The following is a 19,428-nucleotide window of genomic DNA, read 5'->3' as shown; positions in this document are numbered from 1 at the left end:
AGCATCCCCGCGCGGGTGCTCCAAAACGGGTATCCGGGAGCGTCCGCGCAGGTCACCGATCACTCGTTCGCGGCCCGCGGGCGGTCCTCGCCCTCGTACTGGTCGAAGAGCGGGGTGCGGCCGAGGTCGCGGCCCCGCGGGCGCGGGGTGCTCGGGGTCTTCTGGTCCGGCTTGGCCGGGCCGGGCTGGGCGCGCAGGCGCGGTTCCGTCGGCTCGGCCGTGCTCGAACGGGCCGCGCTCCAGGCGTCCGGGGTCGCAGGACCGGTGGCGCGGGGGGCGACCGGGGCCGTCACGTACGTCGGCAGCGGGACCGGGACCGGCTCCCAGCTGTCACCGCGGGCCGGGCCGCGGTCGCGCTCGCGCTGCTGGTCCACCCACTCGGCGTGGTCGGTCTGCTCCACGAGCGCGCGCCGGCCGGCCTCCTGCGGGGAGACCGGTGGCGCGGGGTCCGGTTCGGCGCCCGCGGCGGCCTCGGACTCGCGGCGGCGCGGGCGGTTCTCCCGCAGGTGCCGCGCGGCCGCCTCGGCACGCCGCCGGTCCATCGTGAACTCGTAGCGGCGCCGCTCCTGGACCCGCAGGTGCACGATGTACGTGCTCAGCAGGAGGGCGGGCACCGCCGGGGCCCACAGGAAGCTCAGCCCGCCGACGGCGGCGACGACCGCGCCCAGGGTGAAGAGCAGGAAGAGGAGTGCGGTGGTGCGCCGGCGGCGCGCGAGCACCTGGAGGCGCTGCTCCCGCCGGACCCGTTCGGCCGCGGCCGATCTGTGCTCCGCCCTGGTCGGGGGCACGGCAACGGCCCGGGCGTCGGCGTCCACGGAATTGACCGTTTCCGTCGCGGCGTCCGGGTCCGCGTGGGGCTGGGGCTCCGCCTCTTCACCACCGCGCTCACGGAGTCCCTTGGCGTAACGGCGCTCCATTCCCGCCCGGCCGGAAAGCAGCCGAATGGCAGTGGAGAAGCGTTCCGTCGGACGAGCTTCGTTCAGCTCGTCCTGCCTCCGGAGCCACATGGGCACCAAGTAGGCGGCCCAGGCCCCGACAATGACTGCGTAGATGAGGCCGCTGCTGCTCACACCTCACACCGTAGAGGGGCGCGGGCGGGGGGATCGGCCAATTGGGCCGGTGTGTCGCACGATCTCGCTGATATCACGGACTTTTTTTGTGATTCTTCGGATCAGGTTATGGACGAATCGGTTGCCCGGGCATCGCAATTCGAACGGATATTCGCTTTTATTGTTTGGGCGGCGGGGCCTGCGCATGGCGCGCCCGGTGCCAGCGGCGCAGCAGCCCCTCCGGCACCTCCTCCACCGTGACCGCGTAGACGAGGTGGTCGCGCCAGGCCCCGTCGATGTGCAGGTAGCGCGGCCGCAGCCCCTCCTCCCGCAGGCCCAGCTTCTCCACGACGCGGCGGCTCGGCCCGTTCTCCGGGCGGATGCACACCTCGATGCGGTGCAGCCCGACCTTCCCGAAGCAGTGGTCCACGGCGAGCGCGACCGCCGTCGGCATCACGCCGCGGCCCGCCACGTCCCGGTCCACCCAGTAGCCGATGTGGCCCGCGCACATCGAGCCCCAGGTGATCCCGGCGACCGTCAGCTGGCCCACCAGCCGGCCCTGGTACTCGATGACGAAGGGCAGCATCCGGCCCGCGTTCGCCTCCGCGCGCAGATGGCGCACCATCTGGCGGTACGTCGGCCGCTGGATCACCGGACCCCAGGGCGCGGGCGGCGGAATCGTCGCCTCCCACGGCCGGAGCCATTCGCGGTTGCGCCGGTTGACCTCGCGCCAGGCCTTCTGGTCCCGCAGTTTTATCGGCCGGAGCGTGACATCGCCGTCCGTCAGGACGACCGGCCAGGAGGGGCCGTTCAGCTCGCGCTCCCGGATGCTTCCGCGGGTCTGGGATGGTCTCCGCCCCGGATCTGGTCCACGGCGTGCGGCAGGAGGCGGGACAGGACGGCGAGACCGTCGCGCACCCCGCCCGTCGAGCCCGGCAGGTTGACGATCAGGGTGTGCCCGGCCACGCCCGCCAGGCCCCGGGACAGGGCCGCGGTCGGCACCTTCGCCAGGCCCTCGGCGCGGATGGCCTGCGGGATGCCGGGGATCTCGTAGTCCAGCACCTTCGCGGTGGCGTCCGGGGTCCGGTCGGTCGGCGAGATGCCGGTGCCGCCGGTGGTCAGGATGACGTCGTACCCGGCGGCCACGCCCTCGCGCAGCGCCTGCTCGACGGGATCGCCGTCCGGGACGACCTTCGGGCCGTCCACCGCGAAGCCGAGCTTCTCCAGGGCCTCGGCGAGCAGCGGTCCGCCCTTGTCGGCGTACACGCCCTGCGAGGCCCGGTTCGAGGCCGTGACCACCAGTCCGCGCAGCGAGGGCGCCACGGGGGCCCCGGCCTGCTCGGCCGCCGGTCCGTGGCTGTGGCTGTGGACCTCGCCACCGCGCGGGGCGTTCACGAGCGCGCCCAGTCGCCGGACTTGCCGCCGGTCTTCTCCTCCACCCGCACGTCCGTGATGACCGCGCCCTTGTCGACGGCCTTGACCATGTCGATCACGGTGAGCCCGGCGACCGCGACGGCGGTCAGCGCCTCCATCTCGACGCCCGTACGGTCGGTCGTCTTCACGGTGGCGAGGATCTCCACGGCGTCGTCGGCGACCGACAGGTCGACCTTCACGCCCGAGACGGCCAGCGGGTGGCAGAGCGGGATCAGGTCGGGGGTCTTCTTCGCGCCCATGATCCCGGCGATCCGCGCGGTGGCGAGGGCGTCGCCCTTGGGGACGCCCTCGCCGCGCAGCAGCTCGATCACCCGGGGGGAGACGAGGACCCGCCCGCTGGCGCGCGCCGTGCGGGTGGTGACGTCCTTCTCGGAGACGTCGACCATGCGGGCCGCGCCGGCCTCGTCGATGTGCGTCAGCCTGCTCTGGGTACTCATTGCTGTGCCGCTCCGCTCTGGGCCCGCCCGGGGCCTGTGTGGTGCGACACACGCTACCCGCACCCGCGGGGTGTCAGCCGAGCAGGACCACTTCCAGCTCGGTCCCCGGCTCCACCGAAGTGACGTCCTCCGGTACGACCATCAGCGAGTCGGCGTGGGCCAGTGCGGCGATCAGGTGGGAGCCCGCTCCGCCGACCGGGCTGACCGTGCCGCTCTCCGCGTCGTACTTGCCGCGCAGGAACTGGCGGCGGCCCGCCGGGGAGCCCAGCGCCTTGTCCGCCTTCAGCACCGCCCGGACGCTCGGCCGGCCCACCTCGGACTCCGGCAGGCCCATGAGCGCGCGGATCGCGGGGCGCACGAACAGCTCGAAGGAGACGTACGAGGACACCGGGTTGCCGGGGAGCGCCAGCAGCGGGGTGTGGTCCGGGCCGATCGTGCCGAAGCCCTGCGGCTTGCCGGGCTGCATGGCGAGCTTGCGGAAGTCGATCCCGGCGCCGCCCTCGACGTCGTCGCCGCCGGCGACCGACGTCAGCGCCTCCTTGACCACGTCGTACGCGCCGACGCTGACCCCGCCCGTGGTGACGAGCAGGTCGGCCCGGATCAGCTGGTCCTCGATGGTGGCGCGCAGGGTGTCGGCATCGTCCGCGACGGCGCCGACCCGGTAGGCGATGGCGCCGGCGTCCCGGGCGGCCGCGGCCAGCGCGAAGCTGTTGGAGTCGTAGATCGTCCCGGCGGCCAGCGCCTCGCCGGGCTGGACGAGCTCGCTGCCGGTGGACAGGACGACCACGCGCGGGCGCGGCCGCACCCGGACGGTGCCGCGCCCGATGGCGGCCAGCAGGGCGATCTGCGGCGGGCCGAGGACCGTACCGGCCGCCAGGGCCAGGTCGCCGGCCTGTACGTCGCTGCCGCGCGCGCGGACGTGCGCCCGCGCCTCGGCGGCCCGGTGCACCCGCACCTCGCCGGCCGCGCCCTCGGGGGCGGCGCTGGCCGGGGTCATCCCGGAGGCCGCGCCCCCGCCCGTACCGCCGTCGGTCCACTCGACCGGGACGACGGCTTCGGCGCCGGGCGGCAGCGGGGCGCCGGTCATGATGCGGGCGGCCTGGCCGGGGCCGACGGTGGGCAGCTCACCGCTGCCCGCCGCGACGTCCCCGATGACCGTCAGCACCGCGGGGAACTCCTCGCTCGCGCCCTGGACGTCCGCCGTACGGACGGCGTAGCCGTCCATCGAGCTGTTGTCGAAGGGCGGGAGTGCGACGGGCACGGTGACGTCCTCGACCAGGACACAGCCCTGGGCGTCCAGCAGCTGGAGCTCGATGGGCTCCAGCGGCCGGACGGTGGCGAGTACGTCCGCGAGGTGCTCGTCCACCGACCACAGACGGTGGTGGCCCGTGTCCTGCGGTGCGGAACTGGTCAAGGTCCTACATCTCCTCCGTGACGTAACGGTGAAGCCAGGTGCGGAACTCCGGGCCCAGGTCCTCGCGCTCGCACGCGAGACGGACGATGGCCCGCAGGTAGTCGCCGCGGTCCCCGGTGTCGTAGCGGCGGCCCCGGAAGACCACGCCGTGCACCGGACCGCCGATGGTCTCGTCGGCGGCCAGCTTCTGCAGGGCGTCGGTGAGCTGGATCTCCCCACCGCGGCCCGGCTCGGTCTCCCGCAGTATGTCGAAGATCGCGGGGTTGAGGACGTAGCGGCCGATGACCGCGTAGTTGCTGGGGGCGTCCGCGGGGTCCGGCTTCTCGACGAGGCCGGTGATCCGGACCACGTCCTCCTCGTCGGTGGCCTCGATGGCGGCGCAGCCGTAGAGGTGCACGTTGGCCGGGTCCACCTCCATGAGGGCGATGACGGTGCCGCCGGTGCGGGCGTAGATGTCGGACATCTGGCGGAGCAGCGGGTCGCGGGGGTCGATCAGGTCGTCGCCGAGGAGCACGGCGAAGGGCTCGCGGCCGACGTGCGGCTCGGCGCACAGCACGGCGTGGCCGAGGCCCCGCGGGTCGCCCTGGCGGACGTAGTGCATGGTCGCGAGGTCGCTGGATTCCTGGACCTTCTTCAGCCGGTCGTCGTCGCCCTTGGCGATGAGGGCCGACTCCAGCTCGTAGTTCCGGTCGAAGTGGTCTTCCAGGGCACGCTTGTTACGCCCAGTGATCATGAGGACATCGTCGAGCCCTGCCGCCACGGCCTCCTCGACCACGTATTGGATGGCCGGCTTGTCCACAACCGGGAGCATTTCCTTCGGGGTCGCCTTGGTCGCGGGAAGGAACCGAGTGCCGAGGCCCGCGGCCGGAATCACGGCCTTCTTGATCACGGGGTGCAACATAGTCATGCCCCGAACGATAGTGGGTCCCGCCGAACGCCAGGCCAGATCGCGGTAGGTAGATCCAGTTATGTACCAAATTCGAAGGGATATTGAAACCTACCGTGACCGAGAACCGGCACCCCGCCTCCTCCGCCAAGGCCCACCTGCGCCGGGAACTCCTCGCCGCCCGCCGCGCCTTGTCCCCCGACACGTGTCGTACGGCGGCCACCGCGCTCGCCGTCAGGGCTTTTGAACTGCCCGAACTGGCTGATGCGCGGACGGTGGCGGCGTACGTCTCCGTCGGCACGGAACCCGGCACCCGCGCCCTGCTCGACGCCCTGCGCGCGGCCGGCAAGCAGGTGCTGCTGCCCCTGCTGCTGCCCGACAACGACCTCGACTGGGCGGCGTACGAAGGCCCGCAGAGCCTCGCGGAGGCCGCGCACCCGGGGAAGATGCGGCTGCTGGAGCCGACCGGCCCGGCGCTCGGCCCGGACGCGGTGACGGGCGCCGACGCCGTACTGCTGCCCGGACTGGCGGTGGACGCGCGCGGGATGCGGCTCGGCCGCGGCGGGGGCTCCTACGACCGGGTCCTGGAGCGGCTGGAGCGCGCCGGGGCGCATCCCGCGCTGGTCGTGCTCCTCTACGACGACGAGGTGGTCGCGCGGGTCCCGGAGGAGCCGCACGACCACCCCGTCCAGGCGGTGGCCACCCCGTCCGGGGTGGTGCGCTTCTAAGGCTTCAGCGTCAGGGTGTCGACCGTGGCCTTGTCCACAGCCTCCTTGCCGAAGGGCCAGTCCAGCAGGTCGCCCTTGGCCCAGAGCGTCGTCTGGTCCGTGTAGTGCGAGTTGTACGCGTGCCCCGAGGCGCCCGTCAGGTTGATCCAGCGGGACTTGTCGAGGTCGTTGAGGTTGACGACCATCCGCATCGACGGCACCCAGGTGACCCCGTAGCCGCTGGTGGCGTTCCAGCCGGTCGCGTTGACGGTGGCCTCGCCGCCGCCCAGGTTCCAGGGGCCGCGGTTGAGGAGCCACTGCATGAAGCCGGGGCCCTCGGTGCCGATCGTCTGGTTCTTCAGCGTCAGCTGGTGCAGCCGGCCCCAGCTCCAGGTGGACTGGTCCTTGCCGAGCTTGGCGGTCAGCTCCCAGCGGGCGTCCTTCATGGCCCGCGCGAACAGCTCGTCGCGGGTGGTGGTCTCCGGCTGGTTGCGGGCGGCGGGCGACTTCCACCAGGCCGACTTCTCGTCCTTGGCCAGGCGGCGGACCACCTCGAACCAGCGGTCGCCGCCGTCGGGCTGCGCCGAGTCCGAGCCGCGGGTGCCGCATTCGCGGACCACCTCGGCCAGGTCGTCGGTCGGGCCGTTGCCGGTGCCGCGCACGTTCATGCAGCTGCCCTCGATCCGCAGCTCCTTCGGCATCTTGTCGCCGAAGGACAGCTTGAGGATGTTGCGCCAGACCGCGTTGAAGTAGGCGGCGGCCGCGGAGTCGGGCTCCTGGGTGTAGTTCCAGCCGTCGAGGAGCTTCTGCGCGGAGCGCACGTCCGGGTCCGAGACCTCGATCTTGGCCAGCATCGGGGTCAGCAGCGCGGCGATCTCGCTGCTGTTGTCCATCTGCATGGTCCGCATGTCGTCGGTCGAGATCTTGCCGCTGTCCTTGATCTTCGCCTCGATGAGGTCGTTGATCCGCTGGCTGCGGGCGCCGTAGCCCCAGTCGGTGGTCAGCAGGTTCGGGTACTTGCCCGCGCCCGTCCCCGGCTCCGCGACCGCCTGGTTGGCGGTGACGATGTAGCCGCGGGAGGGGTTGAGGTCCCAGGGCAGCTCGTTCTGCGGGATGTAGCCGGTATTGCCGTCCTTGCCGCCCTTCCAGGCGTACTTGGAGTCCCAGCCGGGCGCGGGCATGCGGCCGTCGCCCTGGTTGCGGACGGGGATGCGGCCCGGGGCCTGGTAGCCGATGTTGCCGTTCGGGGGCTTGTTGTCGGCGTAGATCAGGTTCTGCGAGGGGACCTCGAAGTCGGCGGCCGCCTTGCGGAAGTCGTCGAAGGTCTTGGCCCTGTCGAGCCTGAAGACCGCGTCCATGGACTTGCCCGGGTCCAGGGCGGTCCAGCGCAGGGCGACGGCGTAGCCGTCACCGCGGTCGGGGGCCGAGCTGGCGACGGGGGCGCGGGCGCCGACCGTGCCGAGCTCGTCGCTGCGGTCGGAGATCAGCGGGCCGTTGTTGGTGGTGCGGACGGTGATCTTCTTGCTCTTGCTGCCCGCGATCTTGATCTCTTCTTCACGGATGGTGAAGGGGAGCACCTTGCCGTCGTAGACGTAGCCCTCGGGCTTGACCTGCTCCAGGTAGAGGTCGGTGACGTCGGCGCCGAGGTTGGTCATGCCCCAGGCGATGTCGGCGTTGTGGCCGATGACCACGCCGGGCATCCCGGAGAAGGTGTAGCCGGCCACGTCGTACTGGCACTGGGCCGAGGCGGTGCGGCAGTGCAGGCCCATCTGGTACCAGACCGACGGCAGCTGCGGGGACAGGTGCGGGTCGTTCGCGAGGAGCGGCTTGCCGGTGGTCGTGTACCTGCCCGAGACGACCCAGGAGTTCGAGCCGATGCCGCTGCCGTTGGGGCCGAGGATCGCGGGGATCTCGTCCAGGGTCTCGGCGAGGGAGGTCAGCTGGGTGCGCAGGCCCACGGTCGCGCCCTGGGCGGTGGCGTTGTCGGCGAGGCCGGTGACGGTGGGGGTGCCGGGGCCGGTGTTCACGGAGGCCTGGGATCCGACGGCGCTGCCGCTGCCGGAGCCGGTGCCCGTCGAGCCGGTGCCGGTGCCGCCGGCCTGGGGCGTGTACTTGCCGCCGTCGGTCTTGCCGCCCTCGACGATCGGCTTGTTCCGGTCGAAGGGGTACGGCGGGTAGAGCTCGTCGATCTGCGCCTGAGAGAGCTTGCTCGACATCAGCGCGCGGTCGATCTCGTCCTGCATGTTGCCGCGCAGGTCCCACGCCATCGCCTTGAGCCAGGCCACCGAGTCCACCGGCGACCACTGCTCCGGCTGGTAGTCGCCGTTGAGCTTGAGGGCGGCGTGCTCGACGGAGAGGTCCTTGCCGGACTTCCCCTTCAGGTACGCGTTGACCCCGTCGGCGTAGGCCTGGAGGTACTTCTTCGTCTCGGCCGACAGCTTGGTGTCGTACTCGGCCTGCGCGACCTGGCGCCAGCCCAGCGTGCGCAGGAAGGCGTCGGTCTCGACCTGGCCGGCGCCGAACATCTCCGAGAGGCGTCCCGACGTCATGTGACGGCGGACGTCCATCTCCCAGAACCGGTCCTGCGCGTGCACGAAGCCCTGCGCGCGGAAGAGGTCGTCGTCGTTGTCGGCGTAGAGCTGGGGAATGCCGTGGCCGTCGCGTTTGACCTCGACGGTCCCGGTCAGGCCCGGCACCTTGAGGGAGCCGGTCGTCTGGGGGAAGGAGGCGCGCACGCTGTCCACGCCCCAGTACGCCCCGTAGCCGAGGCCCGCGAAGAGCGCCAGGACCAGGACGAGCACGATCAGACGGGCGCGTCGTCCCTTCTTCTTGACGGGAGGAGCGGATTCGTTGGCGGGCATCGCTGTCCTTAGAGGGGCAGGGTGGTCCTGGGAGTGCTGGGAGCAACCATAGGCGCAGGACCGCCTTCGTTGATCCGCCAGGGGTCGAGGTCCGAAGGACAGGGGCGAACAGGCGTTTCACAATGTGGTTATCGCGTAAAGGGAGCGTCAAATATTAGGTAAGGTAACGAAGTACTTGCCGAACTTGTCGCCGGGAGGAACGATCCGCCAGGCGCGTTGAGGAGGGCCGCCCGCTGACCGTCCACACGCTCAATGAGCTTCTGCTGGTCTGCTCGCTCGTGCTGCTCGTCGCCGTCGCGGCGGTACGCATCTCTTCACGCAGCGGCCTCCCCAGCCTGCTCATCTACCTCGGCATAGGCATCGCGATAGGCCAGGACGGCATCGGCAACGTCGTATTCGACAACGCCGAGCTGACCCAGGTCATCGGTTATGCCGCACTCGTCGTGATCCTCGCCGAGGGCGGTCTGGGCACCAAGTGGAAAGAGATCAAGCCGGCCCTGCCGGCGGCGATCGTGCTGTCACTGGTGGGCGTCGCGGTGAGCGTGGGCGTGACGGCGGCGGGGGCGCACTACCTGGTCGGACTGGAATGGCGCCAGGCCCTGCTGATCGGCGCCGTCGTCTCCTCGACCGACGCCGCGGCCGTCTTCTCCGTGCTGCGCAAGGTCCCGCTCCCCGCCCGGATCACGGGCGTGCTGGAGGCGGAGTCCGGCTTCAACGACGCACCCGTCGTCATCCTCGTCGTCGCCTTCGCGGCCGTCGGCCCGGTGGACGACTGGTACGTCCTGCTCGGCAAGATCGCCCTGGAACTGGCCATCGGCGCCGCGATCGGCCTGACGGTCGGCTTCCTCGGGGCGTACGGCCTGCGGCACGTGGCGCTGCCCGCCTCGGGCCTCTACCCGATCGCCGTGATGGCCATCGCCGTGGTGGCGTACGCGGCCGGCGCGCTCGCGCACGGCTCCGGCTTCCTCGCCGTGTACCTGGCGGCGATGGTGCTCGGGAACGCGAAGCTCCCGCACTGGCCGGCCACCCGGGGCTTCGCCGACGGGCTCGGCTGGATCGCCCAGATCGGCATGTTCGTGCTGCTGGGCCTGCTGGTCACCCCGCACGAGCTGGGCCAGGACTTCTGGCCCGCCGTGGTCATCGGGCTGGTCCTCACGATGCTGGCGCGGCCGCTGGAGGTCTTCGTCAGCCTGCTGCCCTTCCGGATCCCGTGGCGGGAGCAGGTCCTGATGTCGTGGGCGGGCCTGCGCGGAGCCGTGCCCATCATCCTGGCGACCATCCCGATGGTGTCCGGGATCGAGGGCAGCGACCGCGTCTTCAACATCGTCTTCGTGCTGGTCGTCGTCTACACCCTGGTGCAGGGGCCGACCCTGCCCTGGCTCGCGCGCAAGCTGAGGCTCGGGGACTCGGCCGAGACCGCCTCCGACCTCGGCATCGAGTCGGCGCCGCTGGAGAAGCTGCGCGGGCACCTGCTCTCCTTCTCCATCCCGCCGGCCTCGCGCATGCACGGCGTCGAGGTGAGCGAGCTGCGGCTGCCACCGGGGGCCTCGGTGACGCTGGTGGTCCGGGACGCGAAGAGCTTCGTACCGGCGCCGTCGACCGTGCTGCGGCGCGGGGACGACCTGCTGGTGGTGGCCACGGACCAGGTGCGGGACGCGGCCGAGGCGCGGCTGCGGGCGGTGGCCCGGGGCGGCAAGCTGGCGGGTTGGCTGGGGACGGGCGGGAACGGGTCCACCCGGCTGCACAGGTGACGGATTCGGGCAGGGCGAGGCGGGGGGAAATCGGCCACCGATTGGCCGGAATGCGTTAGAGCGGCGTTCTAATTCGGCCATTTTCGGTGGCGTCTGCCCGATTTTGCCCGCATTTACACAGGCCTCAAATGCGAAGCTCCCGTTAATCGCAGGTGAAGACACCCCCTGTCACCGTAATCACAGGGCGTGCTAGTGCCCCTCCCTGTATGATGAAGGCACAACAGATCGAACCAACTCTGCCTGACGCAGAGCTGGCGCGACCGCAAAGCGGCCGTGGCACCCTCCCGCAGTGGGCGCCCAGGTATCACTCGGTTCTGCGCAAGAGGACAGCTCTCGGGGCTCCCACATGTACGGGTGCGGCCGCTCACAAGGCGAAGCACCGTCCGCAGACGGGGACGCTCTACCAGGCAGCGGAAAGGCAAGGCCGTGACATCCGCGGTCACGACCGACTCGTCCGCCCGCCCCGGCTACGGGCAGCTCCTGCGCACGCCCGGCGCCCTCAGCTTCCTGCTCCCCGGCTTCGCGGCCCGGCAGCCCTTCGCGATGCTGACGATCAGCATCGTCCTTCTCGTCCAGCACACCACCGGATCCTTCGGCAGCGCCGGCATCGTCGCCGCCGTCACCGGCGTCTCCATGGCGATCTTCGCCCCGCAGATGGGCAAGCTCGCCGACCGGATCGGCCAGAGCCGCGTCCTGGTGCCGGTCGTCCTCGCACACGCCGCCGCCGTGAGCGCCCTGACCGCGCTCGCCCTGCTCGGCGCGCCGCTGTGGGCGCTCGCGCTCGCCGCGATCCCCGCCGGTGCCTCCGTCCCGCAGGTCGGCCCCATGGTCCGGTCCCGCTGGGCCGCCAAGCTGGAGGGCTCCCCGCTGCTGCCGACCGCGGCCGCGTTCGAGTCCGTCACCGACGAGTTCACCTTCGTGGTGGGCCCGGTGCTGGCGACCTTCCTGTGCACCGCGATCCACCCGTCGGCCGGCCTCATCACCGAGGCGACGCTGACGATCGTCGGCGGCCTGCTCTTCGCCGCCCAGCGCGGCACCCAGCCGAAGCCGGTCGCCCGCGCGGCCAACGGCGAGAAGCACGCCTCCGCCCTGTCCTTCCCGGGCCTGCGCGTCCTGATCGTCGCCTTCGTCGGCATCGGCGCCGTCTTCGGCGGCATGCAGGTCTCGCTCGCCGCCTTCTCCGAGGAGATCGGCAACCCGGGCGCCAACGGCCTGCTCTACGGCGTCTTCGCGGCCGGCAACATGATCGCCGGCATCGCGATGGGCGCCATCGCCTGGAAGATCGGCCCGCGCCGCCGTCTGATGCTCGGCTACGTCGGCCTCACCGCCGCGGCCTCGGTCCTGTGGGCCGTGCACTCCGCGGTCCTGCTGGGCGCGCTCGGCCTGGTCGTCGGCCTGTGCATCGCCCCTGCGCTGATCACCGGCTACACGATGATCGAGCAGCTGATCCCCGCCGCGTCCCGGACCGAGGCCTTCACCTGGCTCACCGGAGCGGTCGCCTTCGGGCAGGCCGGCGCCGTGACCCTGGCCGGCCGCCTGACGGACGCGCACGGGTCCTCGTACGGCTTCCTGGTGCCCATGGCGGCGACCGCGCTCGCGCTGGTCACGCTGGTGGCCCTGCGTGCGAAGCTGGCGCCGAAGGCCCCGAGCCGCATCGTGAACTCCTCCGCCCCGGCCACCGCGCCGGCGGCCGCGCCCGCCTCCCGTACCCGGGTGAACGAGCGTGGGATGGGTCACCGCGTGCCGGTGACGGTGGACTGATCGCCCGGAATACGTCACCATGGAGCGTCGTTAGCACTCATTGAGTGAGAGTGCCAGGAGGAAATTCGTGCCGACCTACCAGTACCAGTGCACCGAGTGCGGTGAGGGCCTTGAGGCCGTGCAGAAGTTCACCGATGACGCACTGACCGTGTGCCCGAGCTGTGACGGACGCCTGAAGAAGGTGTTCTCCGCGGTCGGCATCGTCTTCAAGGGCTCCGGTTTCTACCGGAACGACAGCCGTGGCGCTTCGTCGAGCAGCACCCCTGCCTCGAAGCCGGCCTCGAGCTCCTCGTCGTCCTCGACGTCGACCGCTGCCGCTCCCGCCGCTTCGTCCTCCTCGACGTCGTCGAGCACGGGCAGCAGCTCCACGTCGGCCGCCTGACCGCTCCTTCCCGAGGCCCCGCCCGCCCTGACCGGGCAGCGGGGCCTTTGGCATGCCCGGTTAGGGTGGCGGCATGGTGAACGCAGAGATCGGTGTCATCGGCGGCTCGGGCTTCTACTCCTTCCTGGAGGACGTCTCCGAAATCCAGGTGGAGACCCCGTACGGGCCCCCGAGCGACTCGCTGTACGTGGGCGAGCTGGCCGGCCGCCAGGTGGCCTTCCTGCCGCGGCACGGGCGCAGCCACACCGTCCCGCCCCACAAGATCAACTACCGGGCCAACCTGTGGGCGCTGCGCTCGGTCGGCGTCCGCCAGGTGCTGGGCCCGTGCGCGGTCGGCGGCCTGCGGGCCGAGTACGGACCGGGCACGCTGCTCGTTCCCGACCAGCTGGTCGACCGTACGAAGTCCCGCGCCCAGACCTTCTTCGACGGGGAGCCGCTGCCGGACGGGTCCGTTCCGAACGTCGTGCACACCACCTTCGCGGACCCGTACTGCCCGGTGGGGCGGTCCGTGGCGCTGGCGGCGGCGCGGGGGCGGGACTGGGAGCCGGTGGACGGCGGCACGATGGTCGTCATCGAGGGGCCGCGGTTCTCGACGCGCGCCGAATCGCGGTGGCACGCGGCGGCGGGCTGGTCGGTGGTCGGTATGACGGGGCACCCCGAGGCGGTCCTCGCGCGCGAGCTGGGGCTCTGCTACACGTCGATGGCGCTGGTCACGGACCTGGACGCGGGCGCCGAGACCGGTGAGGGCGTGTCCCACACGGAGGTCCTGAAGGTGTTCGGCGAGAACGTCGGCCGGCTGCGCGAGGTGCTCTTCGACGCGGTGGCCGCGCTCCCGGAGACGGAATCCCGCGCCTGCCTGTGCACGCACGCGCACGACGGCTGGGACCTGGGCATCGAACTGCCGTAGCGGCCGCTGCCGCCGTTGTTGTCGGTGCCGCCCCCTAACCTGCGGCCATGGGAAATTTTGGGGGGATGGCCGTCGCACACTCCACGGTGGCGGAGCTTCGGGAGTTCGGCGCGGAGGTCGGTTTCGAGGTCGACGGTGATGCGGAACTGGGCGACGGCTGGGCGGCGGTGTACTACGCGGACGGGCCGGCCGGCGGCGGCGCCCACCTCGCGCGGCGTACCGGGGCCCCGGTGTTCACGGTGGCGTACCTCGACAGCGACGTCGGCTTCGTCGAGGCCGTCACCCCGGCCGGGGCGCGCTGGACGGCGCTGCTGAACCGGGACACTGCCGAGGACTACGAGATACCGCTCGACCGGTACCCCGTCGAGCCGGCCCTGGCGGGGGCGCTCGCGTGGGCGTCCGCCGCCGGGCTGAGCGCCGACCCCGAGGGGATCCGGGCCGCGCTCACCGGCTCCGAGACCTTCGCGGAGGACCTCGCCGACCGGCTGCTGACGGCCCTCGGGATCGAGATCGCCTCGACAATGGCGGAGTGAACACGGACTCCCCCCTCGCCGATGCGCACCGCAGGGTCATCGTCGCCCTCGACTTCGACAACCGGCCGGCCGCCGAGGCGCTCGTCGAGCGCCTCGGCGACGCCTGCGGCTTCTACAAGGTCGGCCTGGAGCTCCTGACCGCCGCCGGTCCCGGACTCGCACGGGATCTCGTCGGGCGGGGGCACGAGGTCTTCCTCGACCTGAAGCTCTTCGAGATCCCGAACTCCGTCGCCGGCGCCGTGCGGGCCGCCGGCGCGCTGGGCGCGTCCATGGTGACGGTGCACGCCATGGGCGGTACAGGGATCATGGCCGCGGCGGTGGAGGCGGCCCGGGAGTTCCCGCGGCTGCGGGTGCTCGCGCTGACGGTGGTGACCAGCATGACCGGGAGCGACCTCGCCGACATCGGCGTCGACGCGGACACCGAGGAGCAGGTGCTGCGGCTGGCCCGGCTGGCGGTGCGCGCGGGATGCGACGGGGTCATCGCTTCGCCGCGGGAGGCCGGGATGCTGCGCGAACTGCTGGGGCCGGACCGGCTGATCGTCACGCCGGGCGTGACGTTGGGGCCCGACGGCGAAGCGGGCGGGCACGCCCGGCCGGGGACGCCCGAGGCGGCCTTCGCGACCGGGGCCTCGCACGTCGTGGTGGGCCGGTCGATCGCGCGGGCCGCCGACCCGGTGGCCGCGCTGCGGCGGGTCCGGGCCGCCCGGTAACTCCTGCGGGTGACGGGGTTGTCCACAGGCCGGGGGTCGTCCACAGGGCGGAGCGGGATTCCGCGGGAGGCCGGATCGTGAGATGTGTCCGGGCGTCGGGCCCGGGCATCGCGACTCACTCGGTTTGGTGGTGGACCTCATGTCCCGTACGTCCGCGTCCTCTTCGGCGCTCTCCTCTACGTGTCCCCCCGCGCGCCATGTCCCCTCGTTTCCCCCGCTGCGCGTCGGGCGGGGCGGGGGCCGGCTGCGCAGGGCGCTGCGGCGCAGGCGGCGGGCCGCCTCGGCCGGGCTGGCCGTGGTCGCGGCGGCGCTGGCCGTCGGCGGGACGGAGGCACAGGCCTCGCGGGGCGCCGCGCCGCCGGAGGTGAGGGTGGCCCGGGGTGCGGCGCCGCCCGCGGCGGTGCGCATGGTGTCGGCGCCGGTGCGCATCGCGGACGCGGCGACGGTGCGGCTGCTGCGGCCCGGGGACCGGGTCGACGTGGTGGCGGCGGAGCGGGCCGAACCGCCGAGGGTGGTGGCCGCGGGGGCCCGGGTTGCCGAAGTACCCGATCCGGACCAGGGTGTTGGGGACGGTGGGGCACTGGTGGTCCTGTCCGTGCCCCGCGACACCGCACGGGAACTCGTGGGCGCGGGCGCGACGACCCGGCTGGCGGTGACGCTGTGTTGATTCGCACACGCGAGCAGTCAAGTCGCCTCAAGGTGGGCTTCGATTGGACACGCCGGGCCCAAACTGCCGTAGCTTTCGGAACCGTTGGCTCCGTGTTCTGCACATGTGAAGAAAGGCTCAGTGGTGAGCGAGAAGAAGAAGGAGAGCGTCCTGGCGGGCTTCAAGGCCTTCCTGATGCGCGGCAACGTGGTCGACCTGGCGGTCGCCGTGGTCATCGGCGCCGCGTTCACGAACATCGTGAACTCGCTCGTGAAGGGCATCATCGGCCCGGTGATCGGCGCGATCGGCACCAAGAACCTGGACGTCTACAAGACCTGCATCAAGAACCCCTGCACCATCGGCCCGGACGGCCAGCCCACGGGCGTGGAGCTCCTCTGGGGTTCCGTCCTCAACGCCACGCTGACCTTCCTGATCACCGCAGCGGTCGTCTACTTCCTGATGGTGCTGCCGATGGCGAAGTACCTCGCCAAGGTGGAGGCCCGCCGCAAGGCCAAGGAGGGCGTGCAGGAGACCCTGGAGGTCACCGAGCTGGAGGTTCTCAAGGAGATCCGGGACGCCCTGGTCGCGCAGCGCGCGGCGGGCGGCGGCTCCGGGGCACCCGGTTCGCGCGACGGCTTCTAGCCCCGGCTGCCGGACCGGGAGGTCCGGCGGCTCAGATGTGGTGCGGGGGCTTCTCGTCGAGGAAGCGGGCCAGGTCGGCCGCGCTTCCGCCGGCGGGCGGCCGCTCGCCCCAGCCCCGGTCGGTGTCGTCCGAGGACTGCTGGTCCAGCGGGTCGTCGAAGACCAGCCTGGGCTTGGGCTTCGCGGCAGGCTCGGGCTGCGGGTCGGAGGCGGGGGCGGTGCTCATGCCTCCAGGGTACGGCCGCGGCCGCCCCGGACCCCGCTCAGCTGGGAGCCTCGGCGCCCTTGCGGGCGTAGAACCACCAGCACACCGCCAGACAGGTGGCGTAGAAGCCGATGAACATCCACAGGGCGTGGGTGACCGCCATGGCCGCGAACATCGCGGGGATGAAGAAGAAGCCGTAGGCGGCGATGGCGGAGGAGAAGCCGGTGACGGCGCCCGCCTCCATCTCCGACTGCTTCAGCGCGGCGGCCTGCGCTTCGGGGCCCAGGCCCTGGGCCTCCCGCATGTGCTGGTCCCGGAAGATCACCGGGATCTGCCGGAAGGTCGAGCCGTTGCCGAGGCCGGAGAAGGCGAAGGCCACCAGGAAGCCGATGAAGAAGGCCCAGAAGCTGCCCTGGTCGCCGCCGGAGGGCAGCGCGAAGATCACCACGACCAGGGCGGCGGCCATCCCGACGAACGACAGCAGGGTGACCCTCGCTCCGCCGATCTTGTCGGAGAGCCAGCCGCCGGCCCAGCGCATGAGCGCGCCGATGAAGGGGCCGATCCAGGCATAGGTGGTGGCCTGGTAGCCCTGCGCCTCGAAGTTGTTCTTGATCAGCAGGGGCAGGCCCGCGGCGAAGCCGATGAAGGACCCGAAGGTGCCGACGTAGAGCCAGGTCATCAGCCAGTTGTGCTTGCGCTTGAAGATGATCTTCTGCTGGCTGAAGGGGGCCGCGGCCACCCTGAGGTCGTTCATCAGGAACCAGGCGAGCAACGCCATGATCACCAGCAGCGGCACCCACAGGAAGGCGCCGTTCTGCAGCCAGATGTCGGTGTTCTCCTTGGCGTCGTGCTGGGGACCGCCCGCCGGGGCGCCCAGGACGGCCGCGGTGACCACCAGCGGGGCGACCAGCTGGACCACGCTCACGCCGAGGTTGCCGAGCCCGCCGTTGAGGCCGTTGGCGCTGCCCTTCTCCCGCTTGGGGAAGAAGAAGCCGATGTTGGCCATCGAGGAGGCGAAGTTCGCGCCGCCGATCCCGCAGACGGCCGCGATCAGCGCCAGCTCCCAGTAGGGGGTGCCGGTGTCCTGGAGCGCGAAGCCCAGCCAGAGCATCGGCACGACCAGGACGATCGTGCTGAAGGCGGTGAACTTCCGCTCGCCGAAGATCGGTCCGATGAAGGTGTACAGGATCCGGAAGGTGCCGCCGGTGATGCCGGGGATGGCGGTCAGCCAGAACAGCTGCGACTTGGAGAAGCCGAAGCCGACGTCGTTCAGCTTGACCACGGTGACCGACCAGACCTGCCAGACCACGAAGCCGAGCATCAGCGCGGGGATCGAGACCCAGAGGTTGCGCTGGGCGACCTTGCGGCCGGTGGACTGCCAGAAGTCGTCGTCCTCGGGCCGCCAGTCCCCGATGGTGGCGCCGGGCTTGTAGGTCTCCAGACGGTGCGAGCGCACCGTCGACGGGGTGGGCGTGGGTATGGACATGGTCACCGGTCCTTCGGGTCGAGGAGCCACAGCCCGATCACGACGAGGAAGGACAGGATCAGAAATCCCGCACCCCACCAGGCCGTGCCGGTGTTGCCCTTCATCCACTCGTTGACGGTCACGGTCAGCGCCCAGAGCTGGCCGATGAGCACGGTGAGGGCCAGGGCCAGACGGGCGTTGAGCTTCGAGGACCGCTCCGGCTCCTGTTCGGTGCCGGCGCCCGGGCCGGGGCCCGTGTGCCGGATCCGCGGGTCCCCGTAGCCGCTGGTGGAGCGGATCTGCGGATACCGCTCGCGCACCGGCCGGTTCAGCCGGGGCTGGGCGCTCCCCGGCTGGTAGTCGGGGCGCGGAGGCAGCTGTGCGTCGCTCACGTCCGCCCGCTTTCGTTCGCGGTGGCGCGATTCGCTCCGGGGCAGCCCAGCTGGCGGGTCGTCTCGGGGCGGGAATCGCCGAACTGCCGGCACAGGGCGTCCTTGGCCGGCTCTCCCGACCGGGCGGTGGCGATGGCCCAGACACTGCCGTCGGCCTGCTCGGTCAGGAAGACCATGGGGAGGGGGCGGGGCGGCGGGCCCGCGGTCACCTCGCCGGTACGGACGTCGAAGACGCCCTCGTGGCAGGGGCAGTACAGCTCCCCGTCGAGGCCCCGGTCCTCGCGCCAGAGCACGGCGCAGGCCAGGTGGGTGCAGACGGCGGAGTAGCCGACGAGGGAGCCGTCGGCCAGCCGTACGGCCAGGGCCCGGTCCTCGTCGCCGGGGAAGCGGAAGGCCACGGACTCGCCCGGCGCCAGCTGGTCGGTGACCTTCTTGGGCTGGGGCAGGGTCTCGCTGTCGCCGTGCCGGTGCAGGATGCCGGCGGCGACGCCGACTCCGCCGATGGCCAGGCCGCCGGAGACGGTGGCGACGATCCTCAGGTAGTCGCGCCGGGTGGTGAGGGAGTCGGCGCTGATCCGGTCGCGCAGCTGGTCGGCGGCCTCGTCCTCACCCGGTGCGGGAGGGGGCTGCTCGGTCAGGCTCATCGGACATCGACTCCGTTCACCTCGACGATGGGGAGGCCGCCCGGGACGGGCCACTGGACCTTGTCGGCGGGGACGACCATCGCCACGCCGGTGGAGACGACGACGTCGCCGAAGACGAAGGAGTCGGCGACCTGGACGCCGGGGCGCTCGGCCTGGAGCTCTTCGAGGGTTCCGTAGAAGAGGGCGCCGGTGGGGCAGACGGTGGCGCACATGGGGGCCAGTCCGTAGGCGGTGCGGTCGTAGCAGAGGTTGCACTTCATCTGCAGCTTCGCCTGGAGGTCGATCTTCGGTACGCCGAAGGGGCAGGCGTTGACGCAGTTGGCGCAGCCGATGCAGCGGGTGGTGTCGGCCTGTTGGACGACTCCGTCGGCGGTCACCAGGATCGCGTCGGCCGGGCAGACCTCGGCGCAGGGCGCGACCGGGTCCTCGCAGTGCATGCAGACGGTCGGAAGGGAGGCGACGGACATGCCGGGCTCGGTGTAGTCCAGGTGGATCATCGACTTGCCGCGGTGGGAGTCGCATTCGCGGCAGGCGGAGACGCAGGCCTGGCAGCCGATGCAGCGACCCGGGTCGATGAAGATGGTGCGGCCCATCATGGCGGG

The 19,428-nt window shown here is 71.7% G+C and carries 21 protein-coding genes; 9 read left to right on the top strand and 12 right to left on the bottom strand.

From position 1 onward, the window contains the following. Positions 1 to 59: 59 nt before the first annotated feature. The 6 genes from ACFWBN_RS19135 to galU form a co-directional block, all read right to left on the bottom strand. Positions 60 to 1,070 carry a hypothetical protein gene (locus tag ACFWBN_RS19135; protein ID WP_385178045.1) on the bottom strand — a complete coding sequence of 337 codons (1,011 nt, stop codon included), beginning with the start codon at positions 1,068 to 1,070 and terminating at the stop codon, positions 60 to 62. A 157-nt stretch (positions 1,071 to 1,227) separates the two neighbouring features. After that, the gene (locus ACFWBN_RS19130) at positions 1,228 to 1,863 is read right to left on the bottom strand and encodes a GNAT family N-acetyltransferase (RefSeq protein ID WP_385178093.1); all 636 of its coding nucleotides are present in this window, start codon (positions 1,861 to 1,863) and stop codon (positions 1,228 to 1,230) included. Next, entirely contained in the window at positions 1,860 to 2,372 is a 513-nt protein-coding gene (locus ACFWBN_RS19125; RefSeq protein WP_385178092.1) for a molybdenum cofactor biosynthesis protein B, read from the bottom strand. The genes ACFWBN_RS19130 and ACFWBN_RS19125 overlap by 4 nt, the downstream gene beginning before the upstream one ends. 68 nt (positions 2,373 to 2,440) lie before the next feature. After that, positions 2,441 to 2,920, bottom strand: coding sequence for a cyclic pyranopterin monophosphate synthase MoaC (moaC, locus tag ACFWBN_RS19120; protein WP_215015680.1), 480 nt, complete (start codon positions 2,918 to 2,920; stop codon positions 2,441 to 2,443). 73 nt (positions 2,921 to 2,993) lie between these two features. Next, the gene (gene glp / locus ACFWBN_RS19115) at positions 2,994 to 4,334 is read right to left on the bottom strand and encodes a gephyrin-like molybdotransferase Glp (protein WP_385178044.1); all 1,341 of its coding nucleotides are present in this window, start codon (positions 4,332 to 4,334) and stop codon (positions 2,994 to 2,996) included. Between the two features lie 4 nt (positions 4,335 to 4,338). Beyond that, entirely contained in the window at positions 4,339 to 5,241 is a 903-nt protein-coding gene (gene galU / locus ACFWBN_RS19110) for a UTP--glucose-1-phosphate uridylyltransferase GalU (RefSeq protein WP_385178043.1), read from the bottom strand. A gap of 95 nt (positions 5,242 to 5,336) precedes the next feature. Between galU and ACFWBN_RS19105 the strand changes: the two genes are divergently transcribed. After that, the gene (locus ACFWBN_RS19105; protein WP_385178042.1) at positions 5,337 to 5,948 is read left to right on the top strand and encodes a 5-formyltetrahydrofolate cyclo-ligase; all 612 of its coding nucleotides are present in this window, start codon (positions 5,337 to 5,339) and stop codon (positions 5,946 to 5,948) included. On the opposite strand, the gene ACFWBN_RS19100 is transcribed toward ACFWBN_RS19105, so the two are convergent. After that, the gene (locus tag ACFWBN_RS19100) at positions 5,945 to 8,788 is read right to left on the bottom strand and encodes a penicillin acylase family protein (RefSeq protein WP_385178041.1); all 2,844 of its coding nucleotides are present in this window, start codon (positions 8,786 to 8,788) and stop codon (positions 5,945 to 5,947) included. The genes ACFWBN_RS19105 and ACFWBN_RS19100 overlap by 4 nt on opposite strands. A gap of 278 nt (positions 8,789 to 9,066) precedes the next feature. On the opposite strand from ACFWBN_RS19100, the gene ACFWBN_RS19095 reads away from it, so the two are divergent. From ACFWBN_RS19095 to mscL, 8 genes are all read left to right on the top strand, one after another. Further along, positions 9,067 to 10,539 (top strand): potassium/proton antiporter, encoded by a 1,473-nt coding sequence (locus ACFWBN_RS19095; protein WP_385178040.1) that lies wholly within the window; start codon positions 9,067 to 9,069, stop codon positions 10,537 to 10,539. Between the two features lie 426 nt (positions 10,540 to 10,965). Continuing rightward, entirely contained in the window at positions 10,966 to 12,300 is a 1,335-nt protein-coding gene (locus ACFWBN_RS19090; RefSeq protein WP_385178039.1) for an MFS transporter, read from the top strand. A gap of 67 nt (positions 12,301 to 12,367) precedes the next feature. Continuing rightward, positions 12,368 to 12,682: an FmdB family zinc ribbon protein gene (locus ACFWBN_RS19085; RefSeq protein WP_385178038.1), complete on the top strand. Its 315-nt coding sequence runs from the start codon at positions 12,368 to 12,370 to the stop codon at positions 12,680 to 12,682. 73 nt (positions 12,683 to 12,755) lie between these two features. Next, entirely contained in the window at positions 12,756 to 13,589 is an 834-nt protein-coding gene (locus ACFWBN_RS19080) for an S-methyl-5'-thioadenosine phosphorylase (RefSeq protein ID WP_385178037.1), read from the top strand. A gap of 65 nt (positions 13,590 to 13,654) precedes the next feature. Next, positions 13,655 to 14,122, top strand: a complete 468-nt coding sequence (locus ACFWBN_RS19075) for a hypothetical protein (protein WP_385178036.1) — start codon at positions 13,655 to 13,657, stop codon at positions 14,120 to 14,122. Next, a complete protein-coding gene (gene pyrF, locus ACFWBN_RS19070) occupies positions 14,119 to 14,832 on the top strand; it encodes an orotidine-5'-phosphate decarboxylase (RefSeq protein WP_385178035.1) in 714 nt (237 codons plus the stop codon). The genes ACFWBN_RS19075 and pyrF overlap by 4 nt, the downstream gene beginning before the upstream one ends. Before the next feature lie 139 nt (positions 14,833 to 14,971). Next, a complete protein-coding gene (locus ACFWBN_RS19065) occupies positions 14,972 to 15,499 on the top strand; it encodes a hypothetical protein (protein ID WP_385178034.1) in 528 nt (175 codons plus the stop codon). 120 nt (positions 15,500 to 15,619) lie between these two features. Beyond that, the gene (mscL, locus tag ACFWBN_RS19060; RefSeq protein WP_385178091.1) at positions 15,620 to 16,120 is read left to right on the top strand and encodes a large conductance mechanosensitive channel protein MscL; all 501 of its coding nucleotides are present in this window, start codon (positions 15,620 to 15,622) and stop codon (positions 16,118 to 16,120) included. 31 nt (positions 16,121 to 16,151) lie between these two features. Here mscL and ACFWBN_RS19055 read toward each other — a convergent pair whose 3' ends face one another. The 5 genes from ACFWBN_RS19055 to ACFWBN_RS19035 are packed head-to-tail and all read right to left on the bottom strand — an operon-like array spanning position 16,152 to position 19,422. Beyond that, the gene (locus ACFWBN_RS19055; RefSeq protein ID WP_385178033.1) at positions 16,152 to 16,346 is read right to left on the bottom strand and encodes a hypothetical protein; all 195 of its coding nucleotides are present in this window, start codon (positions 16,344 to 16,346) and stop codon (positions 16,152 to 16,154) included. A gap of 37 nt (positions 16,347 to 16,383) precedes the next feature. Further along, positions 16,384 to 17,811, bottom strand: a complete 1,428-nt coding sequence (locus ACFWBN_RS19050) for a NarK family nitrate/nitrite MFS transporter (RefSeq protein ID WP_385178032.1) — start codon at positions 17,809 to 17,811, stop codon at positions 16,384 to 16,386. A gap of 2 nt (positions 17,812 to 17,813) precedes the next feature. Continuing rightward, on the bottom strand, positions 17,814 to 18,182 hold the full coding sequence (locus ACFWBN_RS19045) for a hypothetical protein (RefSeq protein ID WP_385178031.1): 369 nt from the start codon (positions 18,180 to 18,182) through the stop codon (positions 17,814 to 17,816). Continuing rightward, on the bottom strand, positions 18,179 to 18,826 hold the full coding sequence (locus ACFWBN_RS19040; RefSeq protein ID WP_385178030.1) for a ubiquinol-cytochrome c reductase iron-sulfur subunit: 648 nt from the start codon (positions 18,824 to 18,826) through the stop codon (positions 18,179 to 18,181). Before ACFWBN_RS19040 ends, ACFWBN_RS19045 begins: the two co-directional genes overlap by 4 nt. After that, complete coding sequence (locus ACFWBN_RS19035) at positions 18,823 to 19,422, bottom strand: 4Fe-4S dicluster domain-containing protein (RefSeq protein WP_385178029.1); 600 nt, start codon at positions 19,420 to 19,422, stop codon at positions 18,823 to 18,825. Before ACFWBN_RS19035 ends, ACFWBN_RS19040 begins: the two co-directional genes overlap by 4 nt. Positions 19,423 to 19,428: the final 6 nt, after the last annotated feature.

It is taken from the genome of Streptomyces sp. NPDC059989, assembly GCF_042736975.1.
Lineage (GTDB): Bacteria > Actinomycetota > Actinomycetes > Streptomycetales > Streptomycetaceae > Streptomyces.
This window is presented reverse-complemented; position numbering and strand designations above follow the sequence as displayed.

What these genes read in the sequence shown, in the direction of transcription:
- moaC (WP_215015680.1), bottom strand. Translation starts at nt 2,920, where the DNA reads ATGAGTACCCAGAGCAGGCTGACGCACATCGACGAGGCCGGCGCGGCC.
- galU (WP_385178043.1), bottom strand. Translation starts at nt 5,241, where the DNA reads ATGACTATGTTGCACCCCGTGATCAAGAAGGCCGTGATTCCGGCCGCG.
- ACFWBN_RS19100 (WP_385178041.1), bottom strand. Translation starts at nt 8,788, where the DNA reads ATGCCCGCCAACGAATCCGCTCCTCCCGTCAAGAAGAAGGGACGACGC.
- ACFWBN_RS19080 (WP_385178037.1), top strand. Translation starts at nt 12,756, where the DNA reads ATGGTGAACGCAGAGATCGGTGTCATCGGCGGCTCGGGCTTCTACTCC.
- ACFWBN_RS19075 (WP_385178036.1), top strand. Translation starts at nt 13,655, where the DNA reads ATGGCCGTCGCACACTCCACGGTGGCGGAGCTTCGGGAGTTCGGCGCG.
- ACFWBN_RS19065 (WP_385178034.1), top strand. Translation starts at nt 14,972, where the DNA reads ATGTCCCGTACGTCCGCGTCCTCTTCGGCGCTCTCCTCTACGTGTCCC.
- ACFWBN_RS19055 (WP_385178033.1), bottom strand. Translation starts at nt 16,346, where the DNA reads ATGAGCACCGCCCCCGCCTCCGACCCGCAGCCCGAGCCTGCCGCGAAG.
- ACFWBN_RS19050 (WP_385178032.1), bottom strand. Translation starts at nt 17,811, where the DNA reads ATGTCCATACCCACGCCCACCCCGTCGACGGTGCGCTCGCACCGTCTG.
- ACFWBN_RS19040 (WP_385178030.1), bottom strand. Translation starts at nt 18,826, where the DNA reads ATGAGCCTGACCGAGCAGCCCCCTCCCGCACCGGGTGAGGACGAGGCC.
- ACFWBN_RS19035 (WP_385178029.1), bottom strand. Translation starts at nt 19,422, where the DNA reads ATGATGGGCCGCACCATCTTCATCGACCCGGGTCGCTGCATCGGCTGC.